The organism is Pseudomonas sp. UBA4194, from assembly GCF_002379585.1.
GTDB lineage: Bacteria > Pseudomonadota > Gammaproteobacteria > Pseudomonadales > Pseudomonadaceae > Aquipseudomonas.
In genome coordinates, this window is the sequence record NZ_DFUE01000080.1 from 38,796 (window position 1) to 56,889 (window position 18,094).

Below are 18,094 nucleotides of genomic sequence, written 5' to 3' on the forward strand. Positions count from 1 at the left end.
ACCTATAAGAATGAACACGATTGACCTCAACAGTGACCTGGGCGAGAGCTTCGGCGCCTGGCAGATGGGCGACGATGCGGCGATGCTCGAAGTGGTGACCAGCGCCAACATCGCCTGCGGTTTCCATGCCGGTGACCCGGCGGGCATCCTCAAGACGTTGAAAGCGGCGGCGGCGCGCAATATCGCCGTGGGCGCCCATGTGTCCTACCCGGACAAGGTGGGTTTCGGCCGCCGCAACATGGACGTCACCAGCGCTGAACTGACCGCCGACGTGATCTACCAGATCGGCGCCTTGCAGGGCCTGGCCAAGGCGGCGGGTACGGCGGTGACCTATGTGAAGCCACACGGCGCCCTGTACAACACCATCGCCCACGACCGCCGTCAGGCGCTGGCGGTGATCGAGGCGATCCGGGCCGTCGATGACACGCTGGTGCTGGTGGCGCTGGCCGGCTCGGAACTGATCGAGCTGGCGCGCAGCGAAGGGTTGCCGTGCATCGCCGAGGCGTTTGCCGACCGCGCCTACACGCCACAGGGCACCTTGGTGTCGCGTCGTGAGCCGGGGGCGGTATTGCATGACCCGGAGCTGGTTGCTCAGCGCATGCTGCGCCTGGTGCAGGAAGGCACGCTGGAAGCCATCGATGGCAGCATCACCCGTATTCAGGCCGATTCGATCTGCGTGCACGGTGACAGCCCGGCGGCAGTGGAAATGGCTCGGGAGCTGCGGCGTGTGCTGGAGCAGGCCAATCTGTCGCTGCAACCGTTCGCGGGGCCACGCCCATGAATGCCCTGGCACGCGCCCGCGAGGCGGCGATTACAGCGGCGCGGCAAGCGCGTGAGTCATACCGCGGCGGCCTGGTGACCCCTACGGCCGGAATCGCGCCGGGCATGACCCAGGCCAACCTGATCGCCCTGCCCCGCGAATGGGCTTACGACTTTTTGCTGTACGCCCAGCGCAATCCAAAAGCCTGCCCGATTCTGGATGTCACCGACGCCGGCAGCCCGAGCACCGTGCTGGCGGGCGGCGCCGACCTGCGCACCGATATCCCGCTGTATCGCATCTGGCGCGACGGCAAGCTGGTGGAGGAAGTCAGCGACGCGACCCAGGCCTGGGCGGAACACGATGACATGGTGGCGTTTCTGATTGGCTGCAGCTTCACCTTCGAAACCGCCATGCAAGAGGCCGGCATCGAAGTCCGGCACATCGCCGATGGCTGCAACGTGCCGATGTACCGCACCAACCGCGCCTGCCGTCCGGCGGGTCGGTTGCAGGGTGAAATGGTGGTGTCGATGCGGCCGATTCCGGCGGATCGCGTGGCCGAGGCCAGCGGCATCACCGGGCGTTACCCGTCCGTGCACGGCGCGCCGGTGCACATTGGTGAGCCGGCGCTGCTGGGCATCACCGACCTGAGCAAGCCCGATTTCGGCGACGCCGTGCGTATCGAACCGGGCGAAGTGCCGGTGTTCTGGGCCTGCGGCGTGACCCCTCAGGCGGCGGTGGCCGCTTCGGGCGTGCCCTTCGCGATCACCCATGCCCCTGGCCACATGTTCATCACCGATGTGCCCGACAGCACTTATCACGTCTAGGAGATTTCCGTGCGCTTTCTACCGGTCAACCTGGATGCCCTGCTTGTCGAATTGAACGACCTGGATGAAACCCTGGCCCTGTTCGATGCCCTGATGGCCGAACCTATTGCCGGCGTGGAAGAAATCATTCCCGCGGCCCGTACCCTGCTGATCCAGTTCCGCCCCAGCGCCATCGCGCGCCAGGCGCTGGTTGACCGCATCGCCGCCCGGGACCTGAGCCAGCGGCGCGAGGGCGAGCAACGACGTGTCGAGATTCCCGTGCATTACAACGGTGAGGATCTGGACGAAGTCGCTACCCTGCTCGGCATCAGCCGTGAAGAGGTCATCAGCCGCCACACCGCCGCCGACTACAGCGTGGCGTTCTGCGGTTTTGCGCCAGGCTTTGGTTACCTGACAGGCGGCGCCGACTTTCAGGTGCCACGCCGCAAGACCCCGCGCACGCGCATCCCGGCGGGGGCCGTGGCGCTGGCGGGCAACTTCAGTGGTATCTATCCGAAAGCCAGCCCCGGGGGCTGGCAGATCATCGGTGTCACACCGTTGCAGATGTGGGACCTGGAGCGCGTCGAACCGGCGTTGCTGCGTCCGGGTTACAAGGTGCGCTTCGTGGATGCCGGCCCGCTGCCCGCCAGCGGCCTGCCTGCCCCCGCCGAGCCTGCGCGCGCTCCGGCGCCCACCGGCGCCCATCTGGAAATCGTCACCCCCGGCCTGCACAGCGTATTGCAGGACATGGGCCGCCCCGGCCAGACCGGCCAGGGCGTATCGCGCTCCGGCGCGCTGGACCTGGGCGCCTTGCGTGCCGCCAACCGCGCGGTGGGCAACCCTTCGGACACGGCGTGTGTGGAATCGGTACTCGGTGGCCTGAGTTTCGTCTGCCATGGCCGTACCGTGATCGCCGTCACCGGCGCGCGTACGCCGATCAGCATTACCAGCGCCAGCGGTTTGCTGTGGCAGGCCGGTAACTACCTGCCCATCGAACTGGACGTCGGCGACCGCGTTACCCTGGGCTCGCCGAGTGCCGGCTTGCGCAGCTACCTGGCCATCCGTGGCGGCTTCGACGTCACGCCGGTGTTGGGGAGCCTGTCCACCGATACCCTGGCCCAGGTCGGTACTCCAGCACTGGCGGCGGGTGATCGGTTGGGCTTTGCAACCGTGACCGCCGGCACCAGCGTGTCCCTGCATGAAAGCGCCGCCTTCGAGCTGCCCAAAGCGTCCGACATCATCACCCTGGACGTGGTGCTGGGCCCGCGCACGGACTGGTTTACCGCAGAGGCCATCGAACGCCTGAGCAGCCAGTTGTGGCGGGTCACGCCGCAGTCCAACCGGGTGGGCATTCGCCTGGCCGGTGACACGCCGCTGGCGCGCAGCAACCATCAGGAACTGCCCAGCGAAGGCACGTCGGTGGGTGCCATTCAGGTGCCGGCCAGCGGCCAACCGGTGCTGTTCCTGGCTGACCATCCGTTGACCGGTGGCTATCCGGTGATCGGTGCCGTGGCCAACCATCACCTGGACCTGGCCGGGCAGATCCCGATCAATGCGCAGATTCGCTTCAACCCGCTGACGGCTTTCGAAGAATTCCAGCCCAGCACAGAAGCCTCCCTTACCCCTGCCGATGCGAAGACCCTTTCATGAAAAAACTACTGATCGCCAACCGTGGTGAAATTGCCGTCCGCATCGCTCGCGCCTGCCGCGACTACGGTGTGCAGTCGGTGGCCGTGTATGCCGACGCAGACATGGATGCGCTGCACGTGCGCCACGCCGACGAAGCCTATTCCCTGAACGGTCAACGTCCTGCCGAAACCTATCTGGATATCGCCAAGCTGATCGCCATTGCCCAGCGCAGCGGCGCCGACGCGGTGCATCCCGGCTATGGCTTTCTGTCGGAGCGTGCGGACTTCGCGCGCGCCGTGATCGATGCAGGCCTGATGTGGGTCGGCCCCAACCCCGAGACCATCGACGTACTGGGCGACAAGGTTGAAGCACGCAAACTGGCGCAACAGGTCGGCGCGCCGTTGGTGGCGGGTACGCCGGGCCCGGTGGAAACGGCGGCCGAGGTGCTGGCTTTTGCCGAACAGCATGGGCTGCCGATTGCCATCAAGGCGGCGTTCGGTGGCGGCGGTCGCGGCATGAAAGTCGCCTGGCGTCTGGACGAAGTAGCTGAGCTGTACGCGTCGGCCGTGCGCGAAGCCGAAACGGCGTTTGGCCGCGGCGAGTGCTTTGTCGAGCAGTTTTTAGATCGTCCGCGGCACATCGAGGCGCAGATTCTGGCCGACAAGCACGGCAAGGTAGTGGTGGTCGGCACCCGCGACTGCTCCCTGCAACGGCGCAACCAGAAGCTGGTCGAGGAAGCCCCGGCGCCGTTCATCAGCGAGGCGCAGCGCGAGCGTATTCATCAGGCGGCTCACGACATCTGCGCCAAGGCCGGTTACGTGGGTGCGGGGACCGTGGAGTTTCTGTTGAGCCAGGACGGCACCTTGTCTTTCCTGGAAGTGAACACGCGCTTGCAGGTCGAACACCCGGTCACCGAGGAAACCACCGGCGTGGACCTGGTGATCGAGCAACTGCGCATCGCCGATGGCCTGCCGTTGTCCTTCAGTGAAACCCCGACGCCGCGTGGCCACAGCTTTGAATTCCGCATCAACGCTGAAGATGCCGGCAAGGGCTTCCTGCCCACGCCCGGCCAGATCACCGCGTTTGTGCCGCCCGCGGGCCCGGGCGTGCGCCTGGACAGCGGCGTCGACGGCGATTCGCAGGTGCCGAGCAACTTCGACTCGATGATGGCCAAGCTAATCGTTACCGGTGCCACCCGCGAACAGGCCATCAGCCGTGCCCGCCGCGCATTGGCCGAATTCAAGATCGAAGGCATCGCCTCGGTGCTGCCGTTCCACCGCGCCGTGATGGACCACGCCGACTTCACCGGCCCCGATCGCTTTGCGGTGCATACCCGCTGGATCGAAACCGACTTCGCCGAACAGATCACCATTGCCCCGCGCAACGCCCTGTCGGCGGACCCGTCGATTCTGCGCACGTTCGTCGAGATCGACGGCAAGCGCCATGAACTGGGCCTGCCTGCCGCGCTGCTGCGCGGCGCCAGCCTGGGCGCTGCGAGCACCGCCAGTGAGGCGACGCCAGTGGCCGAGGTGGCGGATCGCGACGCGGTACTGACGCCCGTGGCGGGCAATCTGTTTAGTTGGGTGGTTGCCGATGGGGAGTCTGTCACGGCCGGGCAAGTGATTGCGGTAGTCGAAGCCATGAAGATGGAAACCTCGATCCTGGCGCCGTGCGCAGGCCAGGTGCAGATCACCGAGCAAGCCGGCGGCTACTTCGAAGCCGGCACCCGAATCGGCCGCATCCAACCCAGCAACTAGCCCCTCTCCCCCCCCGTAGGAGCGGCGTCCAGCCGCGAAGGCGCCCCCAAGTTCACCCTCATCTCCAAGATATGCAGTGGATATGAGGGCCTCTTCGCGGCTGGACGCCGCTCCTACAGAGGGGGGGTGTTGTTGGATTTGATAACAACTAGAACCTCCCCGCCCTCGATTACCGGGCCGCCGATCAGCGTATGAGCGGCGATGCCCCCTTTCCCTACATCGCCAACACCCACACTCAAGCGTCGGTACGCCAGCTTGCTATCCCCCATGAGCCAATTAAACTCTCTATTCGGCTCACATTGTGAGCCGAATAGCCCTGTTAATCGGCTCATGCGAGGCAGCGATGACCACTCCACACTGGATCTGGCAGACGCACCGTTCAACACCGCTATCCAAAGAGCAGTTGAAGGTAATCAATCGGCTGCTGGACGGCGGCGCCAGCGGATTCGAGGACGGAATCAGCGCCGCTCAATATCAAGCGGTGGCGAAAGTGAGCAAAGCGACTGCCACCAGGCACCTGGCAGACTTGCTGGAGAAAGGGCTGCTGCGCCGACTTCACGGTGGTGGGCGCAGCACTCGATACGTCATCTTGGCTGTCCCTTGACCAGCCAGCCATCGCCCCCGGCTACTGATCCGCAGCCCCTAAGCCGCATCCGAATGTGCCAAGGTTTCCCAACCCAAGCATGCTAAAGCCAGCGTTCGCGGAACAACCTCGCGCCCACTGCTGTACCGGCTGATACTGCGGGCGCTGACTCCCAAGGCTTCTGCAGCCTGATCAAGAGTCAGCCTGTGTCGTAACCGCCATAGCATGAAGGTTCGGGTATTTTCATCGGGCGCAGACTGCGCCAAGCCGTCCAGGAAAAGAGTATCTGCACCTACCTGAATGTCATGCGCTGGCCATTCCACTGTCCATCCCGCATCGCCCAATACAGCCCCCTCGAAAGCATCGCCTTTGGCGAGCGGACCCAGCCCCGGATACCGCTTCAAGTCTTCGCTCATGTCCAGGTTGAAGTGCTGGCCGCTAGTGAACGTCAGTTCCAAGATGGCGCCAGGATGAGCCTGCACAGCCCGCAGGCGGGGACGCTTCATCGATGCCATTTTTTCCACTCCTTCAATAGATCGGCTTGGTTAGCCGAGATCCAAGCCAGGGCTTCTTGCAGTATTTTCTGCGGTGCATTGCCCTGAGTCACCGTAACTGTTTCGAGACTGATCTGAACATCCAGACCACCGCCAGTGATATGCACATGCGGTGGTAGATGGTCCCTTTCCCGCAGCTCGATGCGGTATTTGTCGCGGAATCGGTATTTGGTAGACATGTCCCGATGCTATCGCCAATTTGGCGATATATCAATATTCGGGGCTGGCTTGCGACCTACCCCAGATTCCGCGCCGAATTACTCAACACCTGCACACATTGCATCAATGCCGGCACCAGCTGCCTTTCCGCATCTGCCCGGGTCCAGCGGCTGGTCGGCGCCACCACATGCACGGCCGCCACCGGGCGTCCATTGCCGCCCATCACTGGCGCGGCGATGGTCATGTCGCCCAGGAACAATTCCTGGGTGTTCACCGCATAGCCACACTCACGCACCGCTTGAAGGGACGCCATGATCTCGCCCACGTCGGTGTGGGTATGGGGCGTGTGCGCCACCCGCGAGCTGCTCTGCACCAGTGCCAGCGCTTCTTCGTGTGGCAGGGCGCTGAGGTAGGCGCGTCCGGAGCCTGTGCAGTACATCGGCACGCGGCTGCCGATGGGCATGTGCACGGGCACGAAGCTGGCGCTGACGAAACGGGCGATGTAGGTCATTTCCACGCCTGTGGGTTCGGTCAGGCAGGCGGTTTCGCCGGTCAGACGCGTGAGCTCGGCGAGGAACGGGTTGCCCACTTCGATCAACGAGTGGGCGTCCAGATAACTGAAGCCCAGTTCCAACACCCGTGGGGTGAGTTGGTAATGCCGAGTGCGTGCGTGTTTCCGAAGGTAACCCAGGCTTTCTAGAGTGAAGACCATGCGCTGGGCCGAGCTTTTGGTCATGTCGGCGGCCTCGGCGATCTCTGCAAGGCTCATGCTGCGGCGCTTGGCGCTGAAAATGCGCAGCACGGCCAGACCCTTTTCCAGGGATTGATTGAACAGGCTGTTGCGATCGTCGGACATGAGTGGGCTCAAGCTGATGTTGCAAAAAGGGGGTCGTTTCAACCCGGAACGGGGAAGAAACTGCGCCTATAAATCGCATATCGATACGAAACTTTCAAATATCGATTTTTCATAGGCGCTTAACGATTGATATTCAGCGAAATGGCACAGAGCTTGCGAATCACCCCGTAACCGCTTGCGGTGCCAACCCTTCCGATTTCTTCTGGAGTGACCCGATGAACAGCATTTCCCCACTGTTTCGCCGTTTCGCGCTTGGTATCTGCGTCACGCTTTGCGCATCTCTCGTGCACGCCGCAGAGGCACCCCTGTACAAAGTTGGTGCGACGGCCACCGGCTCGCCGTTCACCTTCCTGGACATCAAGAGCAACAGCATCCAGGGCATGATGGTCGACATTGCCAAGGCCGTCGGCGAAGCCGGTGGTTTCAGCACCGAGATGCAGCAGACGAATTTCGCCGCACTGATTCCGTCGCTGACCTCGGGCAAGCTGGACTTCATTTCCGCGGGCATGCTCAAGACCGCCGAGCGAGCCAAAGTGGTGGATTTCAGCGCGCCGGTCTATTCCTACGGCGAGGGCCTGATCGTAGCCGCCGACGACAACACCGCCTACCCGAACCTGGAGGCGCTCAAGGGTGAAGTGATCGGCGCCCAGGCCGGCACGGCGTTCTACGACCTGGTCAACAAGATGGGCATCTTCAAGGAAATCCGCACCTACGACTCCATCGCCGAGATGACCCGCGACCTGTCCCTGGGCCGCATCAAGGCCGCCGTGGCCGACCAGCCCATCGTGGCTTACCAGATCAAGCAGAACACCTTCAAAGGCGTGAAGCTGGCCGCCGACTACACCCCGGTCAACGTGGGCGATGTGTGCTTCGTGGTGCGCAAGGGTGACAGCGAAACCCTGGACCGCCTGAACAAGGCCATCGGGATCATCAAGGCCAACGGCACGCTGCAGGGCATCGTGCAGAAGTGGGGCGTGTAGGCTGAGGAGCGACCATGAACCTTGCTGAATTTCTGCAGAACGCCCAGGACTTCCTGCCGATTCTGCTGCAGGGCGCCTGGGTAACGATCCAGATCACCGTGCTGTCGTTCCTGCTCAGCAGTGCGATCGGCCTGGTGCTGGCGCTGCTCAAGTTGTCGCCGATAAAGGCGCTGTCGTGGGCGGCCAGTACGGTGATCAATGTGATCCGAGGCCTGCCGATCATCGTGCAGCTGTTCTACATCTACTTCGTGCTGCCGGACATGGGCATCCATCTGAGTGCCTTTCAGGCCGGCGTGATCGGCATGGGCATCGCCTACTCGGCCTATCAAGCGGAGAACTTCCGTACCGGCATCATTGCTGTGGATCAGGGCCAGCGCGAGGCATCGGAAGCGCTGGGCATGCGCTCGTTCATGATGATGCGCCGGGTGATCCTGCCCCAGGCGTTCCGCATTGCCCTGCCGCCTTACGGCAATACCCTGGTGATGATGCTCAAGGACTCGTCTCTGGTGTCCACCATCACCGTCGCCGAAATGACCCGCCAAGGTCAGTTGATCGCTTCGTCGACCTTCCAGAACATGACCGTGTACACCTTGGTCGCCCTGCTGTACCTGCTGATGAGCCTGCCGTTGGTGTACGGGTTGCGGCGTATGGAGCAGCGCCTGAGCCGGAGGAAAAAAGCATGATCCAGATCAGCCAGCTGCAGAAGAACTACGGCAGCCACCGTGTGCTGCATGGTGTCGACCTGCAAGTGGAAAAAGGCGAGGTGGTGTGCCTGATCGGGCCTTCGGGCTCGGGCAAGTCGACCCTGCTGCGTTGCATCAATGCGCTGGAAACCTACGAAGGCGGCACCATCGTCGCCTTTGGTGAAACCGTGCAGCGCGGCAGCAAGACCGTGCATGCGCTGCGCAGCCGCATGGGCATGGTGTTCCAGCGCTTCAACCTGTTCCCCCACCGCACGGTGCTGGAGAACGTGATGGAGGGGCCGCTGTACGTCAAGAACGAACCGGCCGCGCAGGTGCGTGCCGAAGCACTGGTGCTGCTGGAAAAGGTCGGGCTGGCGGAGAAGGCCGATGCCTATCCCGAGCAGCTGTCCGGCGGGCAGCAGCAGCGCGTGGCCATTGCTCGGGCATTGGCGATGAAGCCCGATGCAATGCTGTTCGATGAGCCCACCTCGGCGCTGGACCCGGAGCTGGTGGGCGATGTGCTGCAAGTGATGCGCACCCTGGCAGACGAGGGCATGACCATGATCGTGGTCACCCACGAAATGGGGTTCGCTCGAGAAGTGGCCGACCGCGTGTGCTTCCTGCACGGCGGCTACCTGGTGGAAACGGGACCTGCCGACGAGGTGCTGGGCAATCCCCAGCACCCGCGTACACAGGACTTCCTGCGCCGGGTATTGCACCCTACGGCCAACACCCGGAGCCAGCCATGATCGATGTGCCTTCGTTATGGGCGGCCACCGCGCCGCCGGCAGCAGCCACACCGGCGCTCGCCGAATCGCTGCAGGTGGATGTGGCCATCGTCGGCGCCGGCTATACCGGGTTGTCCACGGCGGTGCATCTGGCCGAGCGCGGTGTGCGGGTGTGCGTGCTGGAAGCGCGAGAGCCGGGCTGGGGCGCGTCCGGACGCAATGGCGGGCAGGTCAACCCAACGCTCAAGCATGACCCGGATGAATTGGTGCGCCTGTATGGCGCTGACGTTGCCGAGCCGCTGATCGATACCGTATCGCGCTCTGCCGACCTGGTGTTCGGTTTGATCGACCGCCACCGCATCGATTGTGCGCCGGTACGCAAGGGATGGATGCAGGTGTCCTACTCGGACAAGGCAGTGGCCGGGCTGCACGCTCGCGCCACGCAGTGGGAGCGTCGGGGAGTACCCGTGGAACGCCTGGATGCCAGGGCCGTTGCGGCGCGCATGGGCAGCGATGCCTTTGTCGGCGGCTGGCTGGATGGCCGCGCGGGCGCGATTCAGCCCCTGGCCTATGCCCGAGGGCTGGTGCGCGCAGCGCAGGCTGCCGGCGTTCGCGTGTATGGGCACAGCCCTGTCACTGAACTGCACCGCCACGGCGGCGGCTGGCAACTGCGCACCGCCAGTGGCGCGCAGGTCAGTGCCGAGCAGGTGGTGCTGGCCACCAACGGCTACAGCGACGGGTTATGGCCGGGCATGGCGCAAAGCGTGCTGGCCGCCAACAGTTTCATCGTCGCCACCAAGCCGCTGAGCCACGCTCAGGCCCAGCAGATTCTGCCGGGTAACGAGACGGTGTCCACCGCGCAGCGCTTGCTGCTGTACTTTCGCAAGGACAGTCACAATCGCTTGCTGATGGGCGGCCGCGGGCTGTTCGACGACCCTTCCGGGCCAGAGGATTTTGCCCACCTGGAGCGCTCGTTGGCGCTGCTGTTTCCGCAGTTGGGCCAGCTGGACTTCGAGTATCGCTGGGCCGGACGCATTGCGATCACCCGCGATTTCATGCCCCATGTGCACGAGCCGTCACCCGGGCTTACCCTCGCACTGGGCTGCAATGGACGCGGCATAGCGCTGTGCACCAGCCTGGGCGAGCAGTTGGCGGGGCGGTTGTGCGACAGCTCGGCGGACTTCGCCTACCCGATCAGCACCCTGCAGAAGCTGCCGATGCATGGGCTGCAGCGTTTTTACATCGGCGCCGGCGTGGCCTGGTACAGCTTGCTGGATCGGTTGAACCTGGGCTGAAAGCGTCCGTTACCGGCCTGCGGCAGAGCGTCGCGCGGGGCTTTTGCGGTGAACCAATCGGGCTGGGCAGGTTTCAAAGTAACTCACTCTGAACAACGGTCCTGCCTCATGCCTAGAAAACTTTCTCTTACCCTGCTGATGATTTCCGCCCTGGGCCTGGCGGCCTGCGACAAGACCTCCGAAGACCACGTCCAAGCCGCCAACAAGCACACCGAGGCCGCCGAGCAGAAACAAGCCGAAGGCAAACCTGAGCAGGCCGCGGAAGAAAAAGCCAAAGCCGCTGACGAACACGTCAAAGCCCGCGAAGACCGCGCCACCGAAGACCGCCACCAGGCGTTGTCCTCGGACGTACCGGACGAGATCAAGGCGCCCGAGAAGCAGTAATCCCGTCGCAATGAAAAGGCCCCGCCATTATCGATGGTCGGGGCTTTTTTATTCAGGCGCACTCAAAAATTAGCAGCGGCGTAAGCCGCGTCCGCCCCCCCTCACATCAACTCCCCTGCAACGGCTTGGCGTCCTTGAAGAAGTAATCCTGCCACGAGGCCGGCTTGTTCTTGATCGCGCCCACGCGGTGCATGAATTCGGCCAGGGGGTAGGTGTTCTTCGGCGTGATGGAAAATTCGAACTGCGGGTTGTCGATGATTTTCAGCAACGCCGCGCGATCGATCTTCGCCCCGGTGACGCGGATGTAGGTGTCGGCTGCGGCGCCTTTGTCCTTCTGCGCAAAGTCGGCGGCCTCGGCCAGCGCCTCGATGAACGCGTGGTAAGTCTTGGGGTTCTCGTCACGGAATTTCTCCGTGGCGAACAGCACCGTCGGCGAATTCGGGCCCAGCAGGTCGTAGGTGTTGAGCACCACATGCACATTGGGATTGGCCAGTGCCTGATCCTGGAACGGCGGGTTGGAAAAATGCCCGCTCAGCTCGGTGCCGCCAGCGATCAGTGCTGCGGTGGCATCCGGGTGCGGGACAGCGATGGTGTACTTGTCCAGGCGGTTGTATTCCTTGTCACCCCACTGCTTGGCAGCAGCGTATTGCAGGAAGCGCGACTGGACGGACACGCCCACGGCTGGCACCGCGATGCGGTCTTTTTCGGTGAAGTCAGCAATGGTCTTGACGTTGGGGTTGTTGCTCAGCAGGTAGTAGGGAAAGTTGCCCAGGGAGGCAACGGCCTTGACGTTCTGGCGACCATGGGTGCGATCCCAGATGGTCAGCAACGGGCCTACGCCGGCTCCGGCGATGTCGATGGCGCCGGAAAGCAAGGCGTCGTTCACCGCAGAGCCGCCGGACAACTGTGTCCAGTCGACCTTGATGTCGATGCCCGCTTCCTTGCCGTGTTTTTCGATCAGGTGCTGGTCGCGCACCACGTTGAGCAGCAGGTAGACGATGCCGAACTGTTCGGCGATGCGGATCTGGCCTTCGGCGTGGGCGTGGGTGGGGGCAACGATGGCGCTGGCGAGTAGGCTGAAACTCAGGCCGATGGAGGCAGCCAGGCGGCTGAAGGAAGGTCGGGACATGGGTGGCTCCGTGGTCATGGGCGGCGATGGCACGGACTATAAAGGTATAAGAAATTTAATTTAAATACGATTTGGTGATATGGATATGCTGGTGGGTGGCTGGGGGGCTTCATCGCTCTGAGCTTGTGAAGTAGGCAGGCCTGGCGCCTTCGCGGCTGGACGCCGCTCCTACAGGGGGGATCTGCGTTTTGGGGAGATCCCTTGTGGGAGCGGGTTCTACCCGCGATGAGGCCAGCACTGCTAGCTCATATCACTTGGCAAACCGATAATCTCCACCCACTTCGACCGCCTTTTTGTAAGCCGCTCGCGCCTGAAAACGCTCGACCCACGCCGCCAGGTTTGGATACGGCTCCAGCTTGCCCTGAGCCTTGGCAAACTCACCGATGAAGCTCATCTGCACATCGGCCCCGGTCAATTCCTCGCCCACCAGATAGGGCGTCAGGCTCAGCGCGTTGTCCAGATAGCCCAGATAATTCTTCAGCTCCGACTCGATACGCGGGTGCAGCGGCGCACCGGCTTCACCCAGACGCCCCACATAAAGATTGAGCATCAGCGGCAGGATCGCCGAGCCTTCGGCGAAGTGCAGCCATTGCACGTATTCGTCATAGGTGGCCGTGGCCGGGTCCGGCTGCAGAGCCCCATGACCGTGACGACGAATGAGGTAGTCAACAATGGCGCCGGATTCGATCAGCGTATGCGGGCCGTCCTGAATTACCGGGGATTTGCCCAGGGGATTGATTGCCTTGAGCTCCGGCGGCGCCAGGTTGGTCTTGGCGTCACGCTGGTAGCGCTTGAGTTCGTAAGGCACGCCCAGTTCCTCCAGCAGCCAGAGGATACGTTGCGAACGCGAGTCGTTGAGGTGGTGAACCGTGATCATTGTGCATGCTCTTTCAGTGGGCCTACCACACCAGACCCACCCCACCCCCCAAAGTGCAATGTAGCAGCGGCATAAGCCGCGTCCGCCCCCCGCATCTCGATACGTCGGATAACCGCAGCGACTGGGACCCGGCTTACGCCGGTGCTACGGGCCATTATCTTGACATCAGGGATGGACGCCGTTAAAACGTCGGTACATTTGGATAGCAGTCGGGCCATGGATGAAGGCTAAATATTTCCGCTTCTGGCTCGGTCAGGTCCTGCTCGGCCTGCTCCTGAGCTGCATTGCCCTGCTGGACCCCTTCGGCCTTTCGACCTCGAGCGACAGCGCCTCCTCGCAATGGATCAACCGCATTACCGCCAGCCTCTACCCCACCGCGGGTCAGAAGGAAGTGGTGGTGGTACTGATCGACGACGCCTACCTGATGCAGAACAGCACTTTCTGGCCACTGCCCTATGCGCAGCAGAGTCTGTTGTTCAAACGGTTGCTGGCCTACAAGCCCAAGGCTGTATTCGTCGACCTGATGTACAGCCATGACCACAGCGCCGGTGACGTGATGGACGGCGGACAACTGCTGGCCAACGTGTTCGAACGCTATCAGCGCCAGGGCATCCCCCTGCTGCTGGCCAACAGCGGCAACGTGCGTGGACACAATGGCGAGGCCAACACCCTGGCCTCGCTGGCCGGCCTGGGGCAACCGGCACTGGTCAAATGGAGCGACGTCGGCGACCAGTATCCGCTGGCGGTCGACACCGCGCTCGGCGTGATGGAAACCCCTGCGATGGGTCTGTACCGCGAGTACTGCGACGCTGGAGCAACCTGCCGCGAGCTGCCCGAGGACGCCGCCGCGGCGCTTGCCAAGCCACCTGTCGCGCTGCGCTGGGGGCGCGAATTATCACCGCTCCAGCACTTGGCGACCTCGGTCGCCAAGTGCTCGGTGGCGGGCAACAGCCTGTTTGAGCAACTGTTGCAGGCCATGTTCTGGAAAATTCGTGACAGCGGTCAGGCCACCTGCGCCTATACCTTGACCCTCAAGGCCAGCGCCCTGGAAGCCAGCTCGCCCGGAGACCGTGCGCTGCTGATGCGCATGCTCAGCGACAAACTGGTGCTGGTGGGGGCGCAGATCACATCGGCGGGCGATCTGATCCAGACCCCCGTACATGGGCTGCTGCCAGGCGTTTACCTGCACGCCATGGCCTTGGACAACCTGATCAGCTATGGCATGCACTACCAGCATGAACCGGCCGCAGTGCTTGGCCCCTGGACCTGGGTCGACCTGGCGCAATTGGCGTTCGTCATCCTGATCGTCGGCGGTCGCGCCCGGTTCAAGCGACGAAAAAACCGTCTGGCGAAAAACCTGGCCGGCCCCTTTGTCTGGTGGTCAGTGGTTCTAGTGCTGCTGGTGGGGTTGGGTGCAGGGCTGTGGCTGATGAACATCACCCCGGCAAACGTACTGGCTATCGCCCTGCTGTCACTGTCGATCATCTCGGACCACATCACTCAACTGATCAAACGGGGTTGGCGAGCAACCATGCGCTGGCTTTCCCGTGTGCCTCATCGATTCGTCTCACATTGCAAAGGAACTCAAGGATGACCAGATCCACCTGTCTGCTGCTGGCCGCGCTGTTCAGCCCGGTAAGCCTGGCCACCACCGTCGACGGTTTTCTCGCCGACCCGGTGGCGTTACTCGACGTCCAGGGCAAGGCCCTGGGTCAACTGGCACTCAAGGATGCCCCCAAGCAGCCGCTGCAAGTGCTGGATCAGAACGACAAGCTGGAGCTGGTGCAAGTCGAGTTGAACGGCCGCAAGGTGTGGCTCGACACCATGGACCTGCGCCTGAGCGACGGCAAGATCGTCACCACGCCCTGCGCTGACCTGTCGCAAAGCCAGAAGCAGGATGCACGCAACGCCTCCACCATCGGCTTCGGCTCGACCTGTACCCCCTGAGGAACTGTCATGAACAAAGGTCTGCTGGCGCTCGGCGCCCTGGCAAGTGGGATGATTGGCGGTTGCGGCACGCTCAAGGGCGCCGACGCCGCGTTCATGAACCTGGTGGGGCCCTCGACCCAGTCCCAGGTGGTGGGCCGGTATGTGGACACCGTCGACGTGCGTCAGCACTACAAGCTTGACCCGCAAAGGGTCAGCGCCCAGCGCTTGAGCTACGACGGCCTCGCCGTACCCGCCGGGGAGATCCGCCAACACAACGTGGTCAGCATTGCGCCCCTGCAGAGCTACCTGCAGGGCATCGTCCTGCGGCTGGGCAAAGGCTGGCCCGGCGACCTGCCACCGTTGCAGATCAAGGTGATCGACAGCTACGGTTTTGGCCCATCGGCCGATCCGTTCGGCAACCTGTTCGTACCCTTGGGCATGCTCGACAATGTGCAGAGCGAGGACGAGATCGCCGCCATGCTCGGTCATGAGATGAGCCATGTGCTGCTGCACCACCACGACCGCCGTGCCGCGTTCCAGGAACAGAACGCGATGATGACCAACGTCGCCACCACCGTAGTGTTCGCCACCCTGGTGGCCAATACCGGCATCGACCGCAGCGCCGGCAAGATGAAGTTCATCAGCAAGGACCCATTGGCCACCCAGAAAAAAGTGGGCAACACGGTGCTGTACACCGCACTGGTCAACAGCTTTTCCGAGAACATCTGGAGCACCGCCTGGGGCCGCAGCCAGGAGGATCAAGCCGATCTGCTGGGCGCAGACCTGATGATCAAGGCCGGCTATGCGCCGCGCGCGGCCAGTCACAGCTTGCAGCGCCTGAACGATTTTCAGGGCAAGCAGAAATCCCTGCTGGGCAGCTTCGCCACGGCGCGCAAGGAGGCCATGCAGGATTCACTGCAGAAACTGCAGGTCGACCGCCTGGTGAAGGAAGTCGAGGTCACCTTGAACCAGGGCCTGGCCACAGGCATTACCGCCGCCGGGCAATACTTCCAGCGTTCGCACATGTCCCCGCTGGACCGCGATACCGAACTGCGCCAGTACCTGCAACGCGAGTACAACGCCCAGCGTCGCGCACAGGTGAACACCGACAGCTGGCAGCAGCTGCGCAGCTCCACCACCGTGACCGCGGCCATGCAGGCCTACAAGGATGCCTACTCGGCCACCGTCGCGCTGGAGAAGAAGCAGCTGCGTGAGGCTCAGTTGTTCAGCGATCGCGCGCTGGCCTCGGCGGTGCGCGATCAGCCCGGCATTCGTCGTGCGGCTTTCAGTGTGGACATGGCCCAGGGCAGGACACGGGAGGCACTCAAGGACCTGCAAGCGATTCAGGACTGGTCACTGGCAAGCCCGGAACTCTATGACCTGATGATCGCCCACCATCTGGCCAACAACGACCCTCGCGCGGCCTTGGCGATGATCGACAAGGCCGAACGCACGTTGGGCTCGGAGGAGCTGTTCATCACCGAAAAACTGGCGGCCAACAAGCTGCTCAACAACGACAGCCAGGTCAAGGCCGTGCTGCGTAAATGCGAGCAGTACCCCGCCCGCAAGGAAGGCTGCAAGAAGCTGGCGCCCGTAGCAGCGGCGTAAGCCGCGTCCGCTTCTCTGTGATATGGGTTGGATACCGCGGGGGGGGGACCCGGCTTACGCCGGTGCTACAGGGGTTTGGGTGGGGTTGAGGGTGCAGAATGTGCTGCGGCGAGTGGCGTTTTCGCAATAAAACGCTTTGCAGGCGCTGATTTGTACGCGCTTGCTGTCCGAGGATACCGGTAGATTGGATATCAACCTGCCAACCACCGGGAGTCCTGTACATGACATCGACGACATTGCGCGCATTCAAGCTCGCCAGCCTGGCGCTACTGGTCAGCGCCTCCACCCTGGCAGCGGCAGAAGACATCACCTTCGTATCCCAAGGCGGTGCCTATCAGGAGGCACAGAGCAAGGCCATCCTCGAGCCGGCGGCGAAGAAGCTGGGCCTGACCCTCAAGCAGGACAGCTCGCCCAAGGCCTACCCGATCATCAAGACCCAGGTCGAAAGCGGCAAGGTCAGCTGGGACGTGGTCGACCTGCCCACTGGCGACTGCCTGCGCGGTGAAGCCGAAGGTCTGTTCGAGAAACTCGACCCGGCACTGGTGCCCAATGCCGCACAGCTGCCGGCCGAGCTCAAAGATGACTACAGCGTGGGCTACATCAGCTACTCCACGGTGCTGGCGTACCGCACCGATGCCTTCAGCAGCGAAAAGGCACCGAAAACCTGGGCCGATTTCTGGGACACCGAGAAATTCCCCGGCCAGCGCTCGCTGCGCAACCTGCCGCGTCCGACCCTGGAAATCGCCCTGATGGCCGACGGCGTAGCGCCGGACAAACTCTACCCGCTGGACGTCGACCGCGCGTTCAAGAAGCTCGAGCAAATCAAACCGCACATCGCCACCTGGTGGACGTCGGGCGGGCAGTCTGCGCAGCTGATCAGCGACGGCGAAGTGGACATGATCCAGGCGTGGAACGGTCGCATCACCGCAGTGCAGGCCGACGGCGCCCCCGTGGCGTTCGATTACAACCAGGGCGTGCTGGAAACCAACTCGCTGTGCGTGCTCAAGGGCACCGCGCACAAGGCGGCGGCCATGAAGTTCGTCAACGAAGCCATCGATGCCAAGTTGCAGGCGGCCTTGCCGATGATCATCGACTACGGTCCGCTGAATCCGGAAGCCTTCAAGACCGGTGTGATCCCGGCAGAGCGCACGGCCAAGCTGCCCTCGTCGCCGGAGAATATTTCCCGGCAGGCGCTGTTGTCGGCCAAGTGGTGGGCCTCCCAGGAAGGGGTGAAGGCTGAAGAGCGCTGGTTGGCGTTTGTGCAGAAGAAGTAGGGTTTGTCGAGCGGCGGCTGGGGGTGGGATTTGTGGTGGATGGTCCCCTCACCCCGGCCCTCTCCCTGGGGGAGAGGGAGCTTGAACCCCTCTCCCTCAGGGAGAG

At 63.1% G+C, this 18,094-nt stretch carries 18 protein-coding genes and 1 pseudogene; 14 read left to right on the top strand and 5 right to left on the bottom strand.

Annotation, left to right across the window (positions count from 1 at the left end):
- The first annotated feature begins 10 nt into the window (after positions 1–10).
- The 5 genes and pseudogenes from B3397_RS19570 to B3397_RS19590 all read left to right on the top strand — a co-directional run.
- Positions 11–781: a LamB/YcsF family protein gene (locus B3397_RS19570; protein WP_296253271.1), complete on the top strand. Its 771-nt coding sequence runs from the start codon at positions 11–13 to the stop codon at positions 779–781.
- Entirely contained in the window at positions 778–1,584 is an 807-nt protein-coding gene (locus B3397_RS19575) for a putative hydro-lyase (protein ID WP_296253273.1), read from the top strand. Before B3397_RS19570 ends, B3397_RS19575 begins: the two co-directional genes overlap by 4 nt.
- 9 nt (positions 1,585–1,593) lie before the next feature.
- Positions 1,594–3,213 (top strand): 5-oxoprolinase/urea amidolyase family protein, encoded by a 1,620-nt coding sequence (locus B3397_RS19580; protein WP_296253275.1) that lies wholly within the window; start codon positions 1,594–1,596, stop codon positions 3,211–3,213.
- On the top strand, positions 3,210–4,949 hold the full coding sequence (locus B3397_RS19585) for an acetyl/propionyl/methylcrotonyl-CoA carboxylase subunit alpha (protein WP_296253277.1): 1,740 nt from the start codon (positions 3,210–3,212) through the stop codon (positions 4,947–4,949). The genes B3397_RS19580 and B3397_RS19585 overlap by 4 nt, the downstream gene beginning before the upstream one ends.
- A 310-nt stretch (positions 4,950–5,259) precedes the next feature.
- Positions 5,260–5,553 (top strand): annotated as a pseudogene (locus tag B3397_RS19590) (DeoR family transcriptional regulator); the annotation flags it as partial.
- 38 nt (positions 5,554–5,591) lie between these two features.
- Here B3397_RS19590 and B3397_RS19595 read toward each other — a convergent pair.
- The 3 genes from B3397_RS19595 to B3397_RS19605 are packed head-to-tail and all read right to left on the bottom strand — an operon-like array spanning position 5,592 to position 7,101.
- Positions 5,592–6,047, bottom strand: a complete 456-nt coding sequence (locus B3397_RS19595) for a helix-turn-helix domain-containing protein (protein ID WP_296253280.1) — start codon at positions 6,045–6,047, stop codon at positions 5,592–5,594.
- Positions 6,035–6,265 (bottom strand): DUF4160 domain-containing protein, encoded by a 231-nt coding sequence (locus tag B3397_RS19600; RefSeq protein WP_296253282.1) that lies wholly within the window; start codon positions 6,263–6,265, stop codon positions 6,035–6,037. Before B3397_RS19600 ends, B3397_RS19595 begins: the two co-directional genes overlap by 13 nt.
- Positions 6,266–6,321: 56 nt before the next feature.
- Positions 6,322–7,101 (bottom strand): IclR family transcriptional regulator, encoded by a 780-nt coding sequence (locus B3397_RS19605; RefSeq protein ID WP_296253284.1) that lies wholly within the window; start codon positions 7,099–7,101, stop codon positions 6,322–6,324.
- A gap of 215 nt (positions 7,102–7,316) precedes the next feature.
- Between B3397_RS19605 and B3397_RS19610 the strand changes: the two genes are divergently transcribed.
- From B3397_RS19610 to B3397_RS19630, 5 genes are all read left to right on the top strand, one after another.
- Positions 7,317–8,081 (top strand): ABC transporter substrate-binding protein, encoded by a 765-nt coding sequence (locus tag B3397_RS19610; RefSeq protein ID WP_296253286.1) that lies wholly within the window; start codon positions 7,317–7,319, stop codon positions 8,079–8,081.
- Between the two features lie 14 nt (positions 8,082–8,095).
- Complete coding sequence (gene ehuD / locus B3397_RS19615; protein WP_296253288.1) at positions 8,096–8,764, top strand: ectoine/hydroxyectoine ABC transporter permease subunit EhuD; 669 nt, start codon at positions 8,096–8,098, stop codon at positions 8,762–8,764.
- Positions 8,761–9,513 carry an amino acid ABC transporter ATP-binding protein gene (locus B3397_RS19620; RefSeq protein WP_296253289.1) on the top strand — a complete coding sequence of 251 codons (753 nt, stop codon included), beginning with the start codon at positions 8,761–8,763 and terminating at the stop codon, positions 9,511–9,513. The genes ehuD and B3397_RS19620 overlap by 4 nt, the downstream gene beginning before the upstream one ends.
- Before the next feature lie 5 nt (positions 9,514–9,518).
- Positions 9,519–10,787, top strand: coding sequence for an NAD(P)/FAD-dependent oxidoreductase (locus B3397_RS19625; RefSeq protein WP_296253310.1), 1,269 nt, complete (start codon positions 9,519–9,521; stop codon positions 10,785–10,787).
- 108 nt (positions 10,788–10,895) lie between these two features.
- The gene (locus tag B3397_RS19630; protein WP_296253291.1) at positions 10,896–11,171 is read left to right on the top strand and encodes a hypothetical protein; all 276 of its coding nucleotides are present in this window, start codon (positions 10,896–10,898) and stop codon (positions 11,169–11,171) included.
- 106 nt (positions 11,172–11,277) lie between these two features.
- Here B3397_RS19630 and B3397_RS19635 read toward each other — a convergent pair whose 3' ends face one another.
- Entirely contained in the window at positions 11,278–12,300 is a 1,023-nt protein-coding gene (locus B3397_RS19635; RefSeq protein WP_296253293.1) for an ABC transporter substrate-binding protein, read from the bottom strand.
- 250 nt (positions 12,301–12,550) lie between these two features.
- On the bottom strand, positions 12,551–13,177 hold the full coding sequence (locus tag B3397_RS19640) for a glutathione S-transferase family protein (RefSeq protein ID WP_296253295.1): 627 nt from the start codon (positions 13,175–13,177) through the stop codon (positions 12,551–12,553).
- Positions 13,178–13,397: 220 nt separating this feature from the next.
- Between B3397_RS19640 and B3397_RS19645 the strand changes: the two genes are divergently transcribed.
- The 4 genes from B3397_RS19645 to B3397_RS19660 all read left to right on the top strand — a co-directional run bounded on the left by B3397_RS19645 (position 13,398) and on the right by B3397_RS19660 (position 17,988).
- Positions 13,398–14,771 (top strand): CHASE2 domain-containing protein, encoded by a 1,374-nt coding sequence (locus B3397_RS19645; RefSeq protein WP_296253296.1) that lies wholly within the window; start codon positions 13,398–13,400, stop codon positions 14,769–14,771.
- Positions 14,768–15,124 (top strand): hypothetical protein, encoded by a 357-nt coding sequence (locus B3397_RS19650; RefSeq protein ID WP_296253297.1) that lies wholly within the window; start codon positions 14,768–14,770, stop codon positions 15,122–15,124. Before B3397_RS19645 ends, B3397_RS19650 begins: the two co-directional genes overlap by 4 nt.
- Before the next feature lie 9 nt (positions 15,125–15,133).
- Positions 15,134–16,714, top strand: a complete 1,581-nt coding sequence (locus tag B3397_RS19655; protein WP_296253299.1) for a M48 family metallopeptidase — start codon at positions 15,134–15,136, stop codon at positions 16,712–16,714.
- A 221-nt stretch (positions 16,715–16,935) separates the two neighbouring features.
- On the top strand, positions 16,936–17,988 hold the full coding sequence (locus tag B3397_RS19660; RefSeq protein WP_296253301.1) for an ABC transporter substrate-binding protein: 1,053 nt from the start codon (positions 16,936–16,938) through the stop codon (positions 17,986–17,988).
- Positions 17,989–18,094 lie beyond the last annotated feature (106 nt).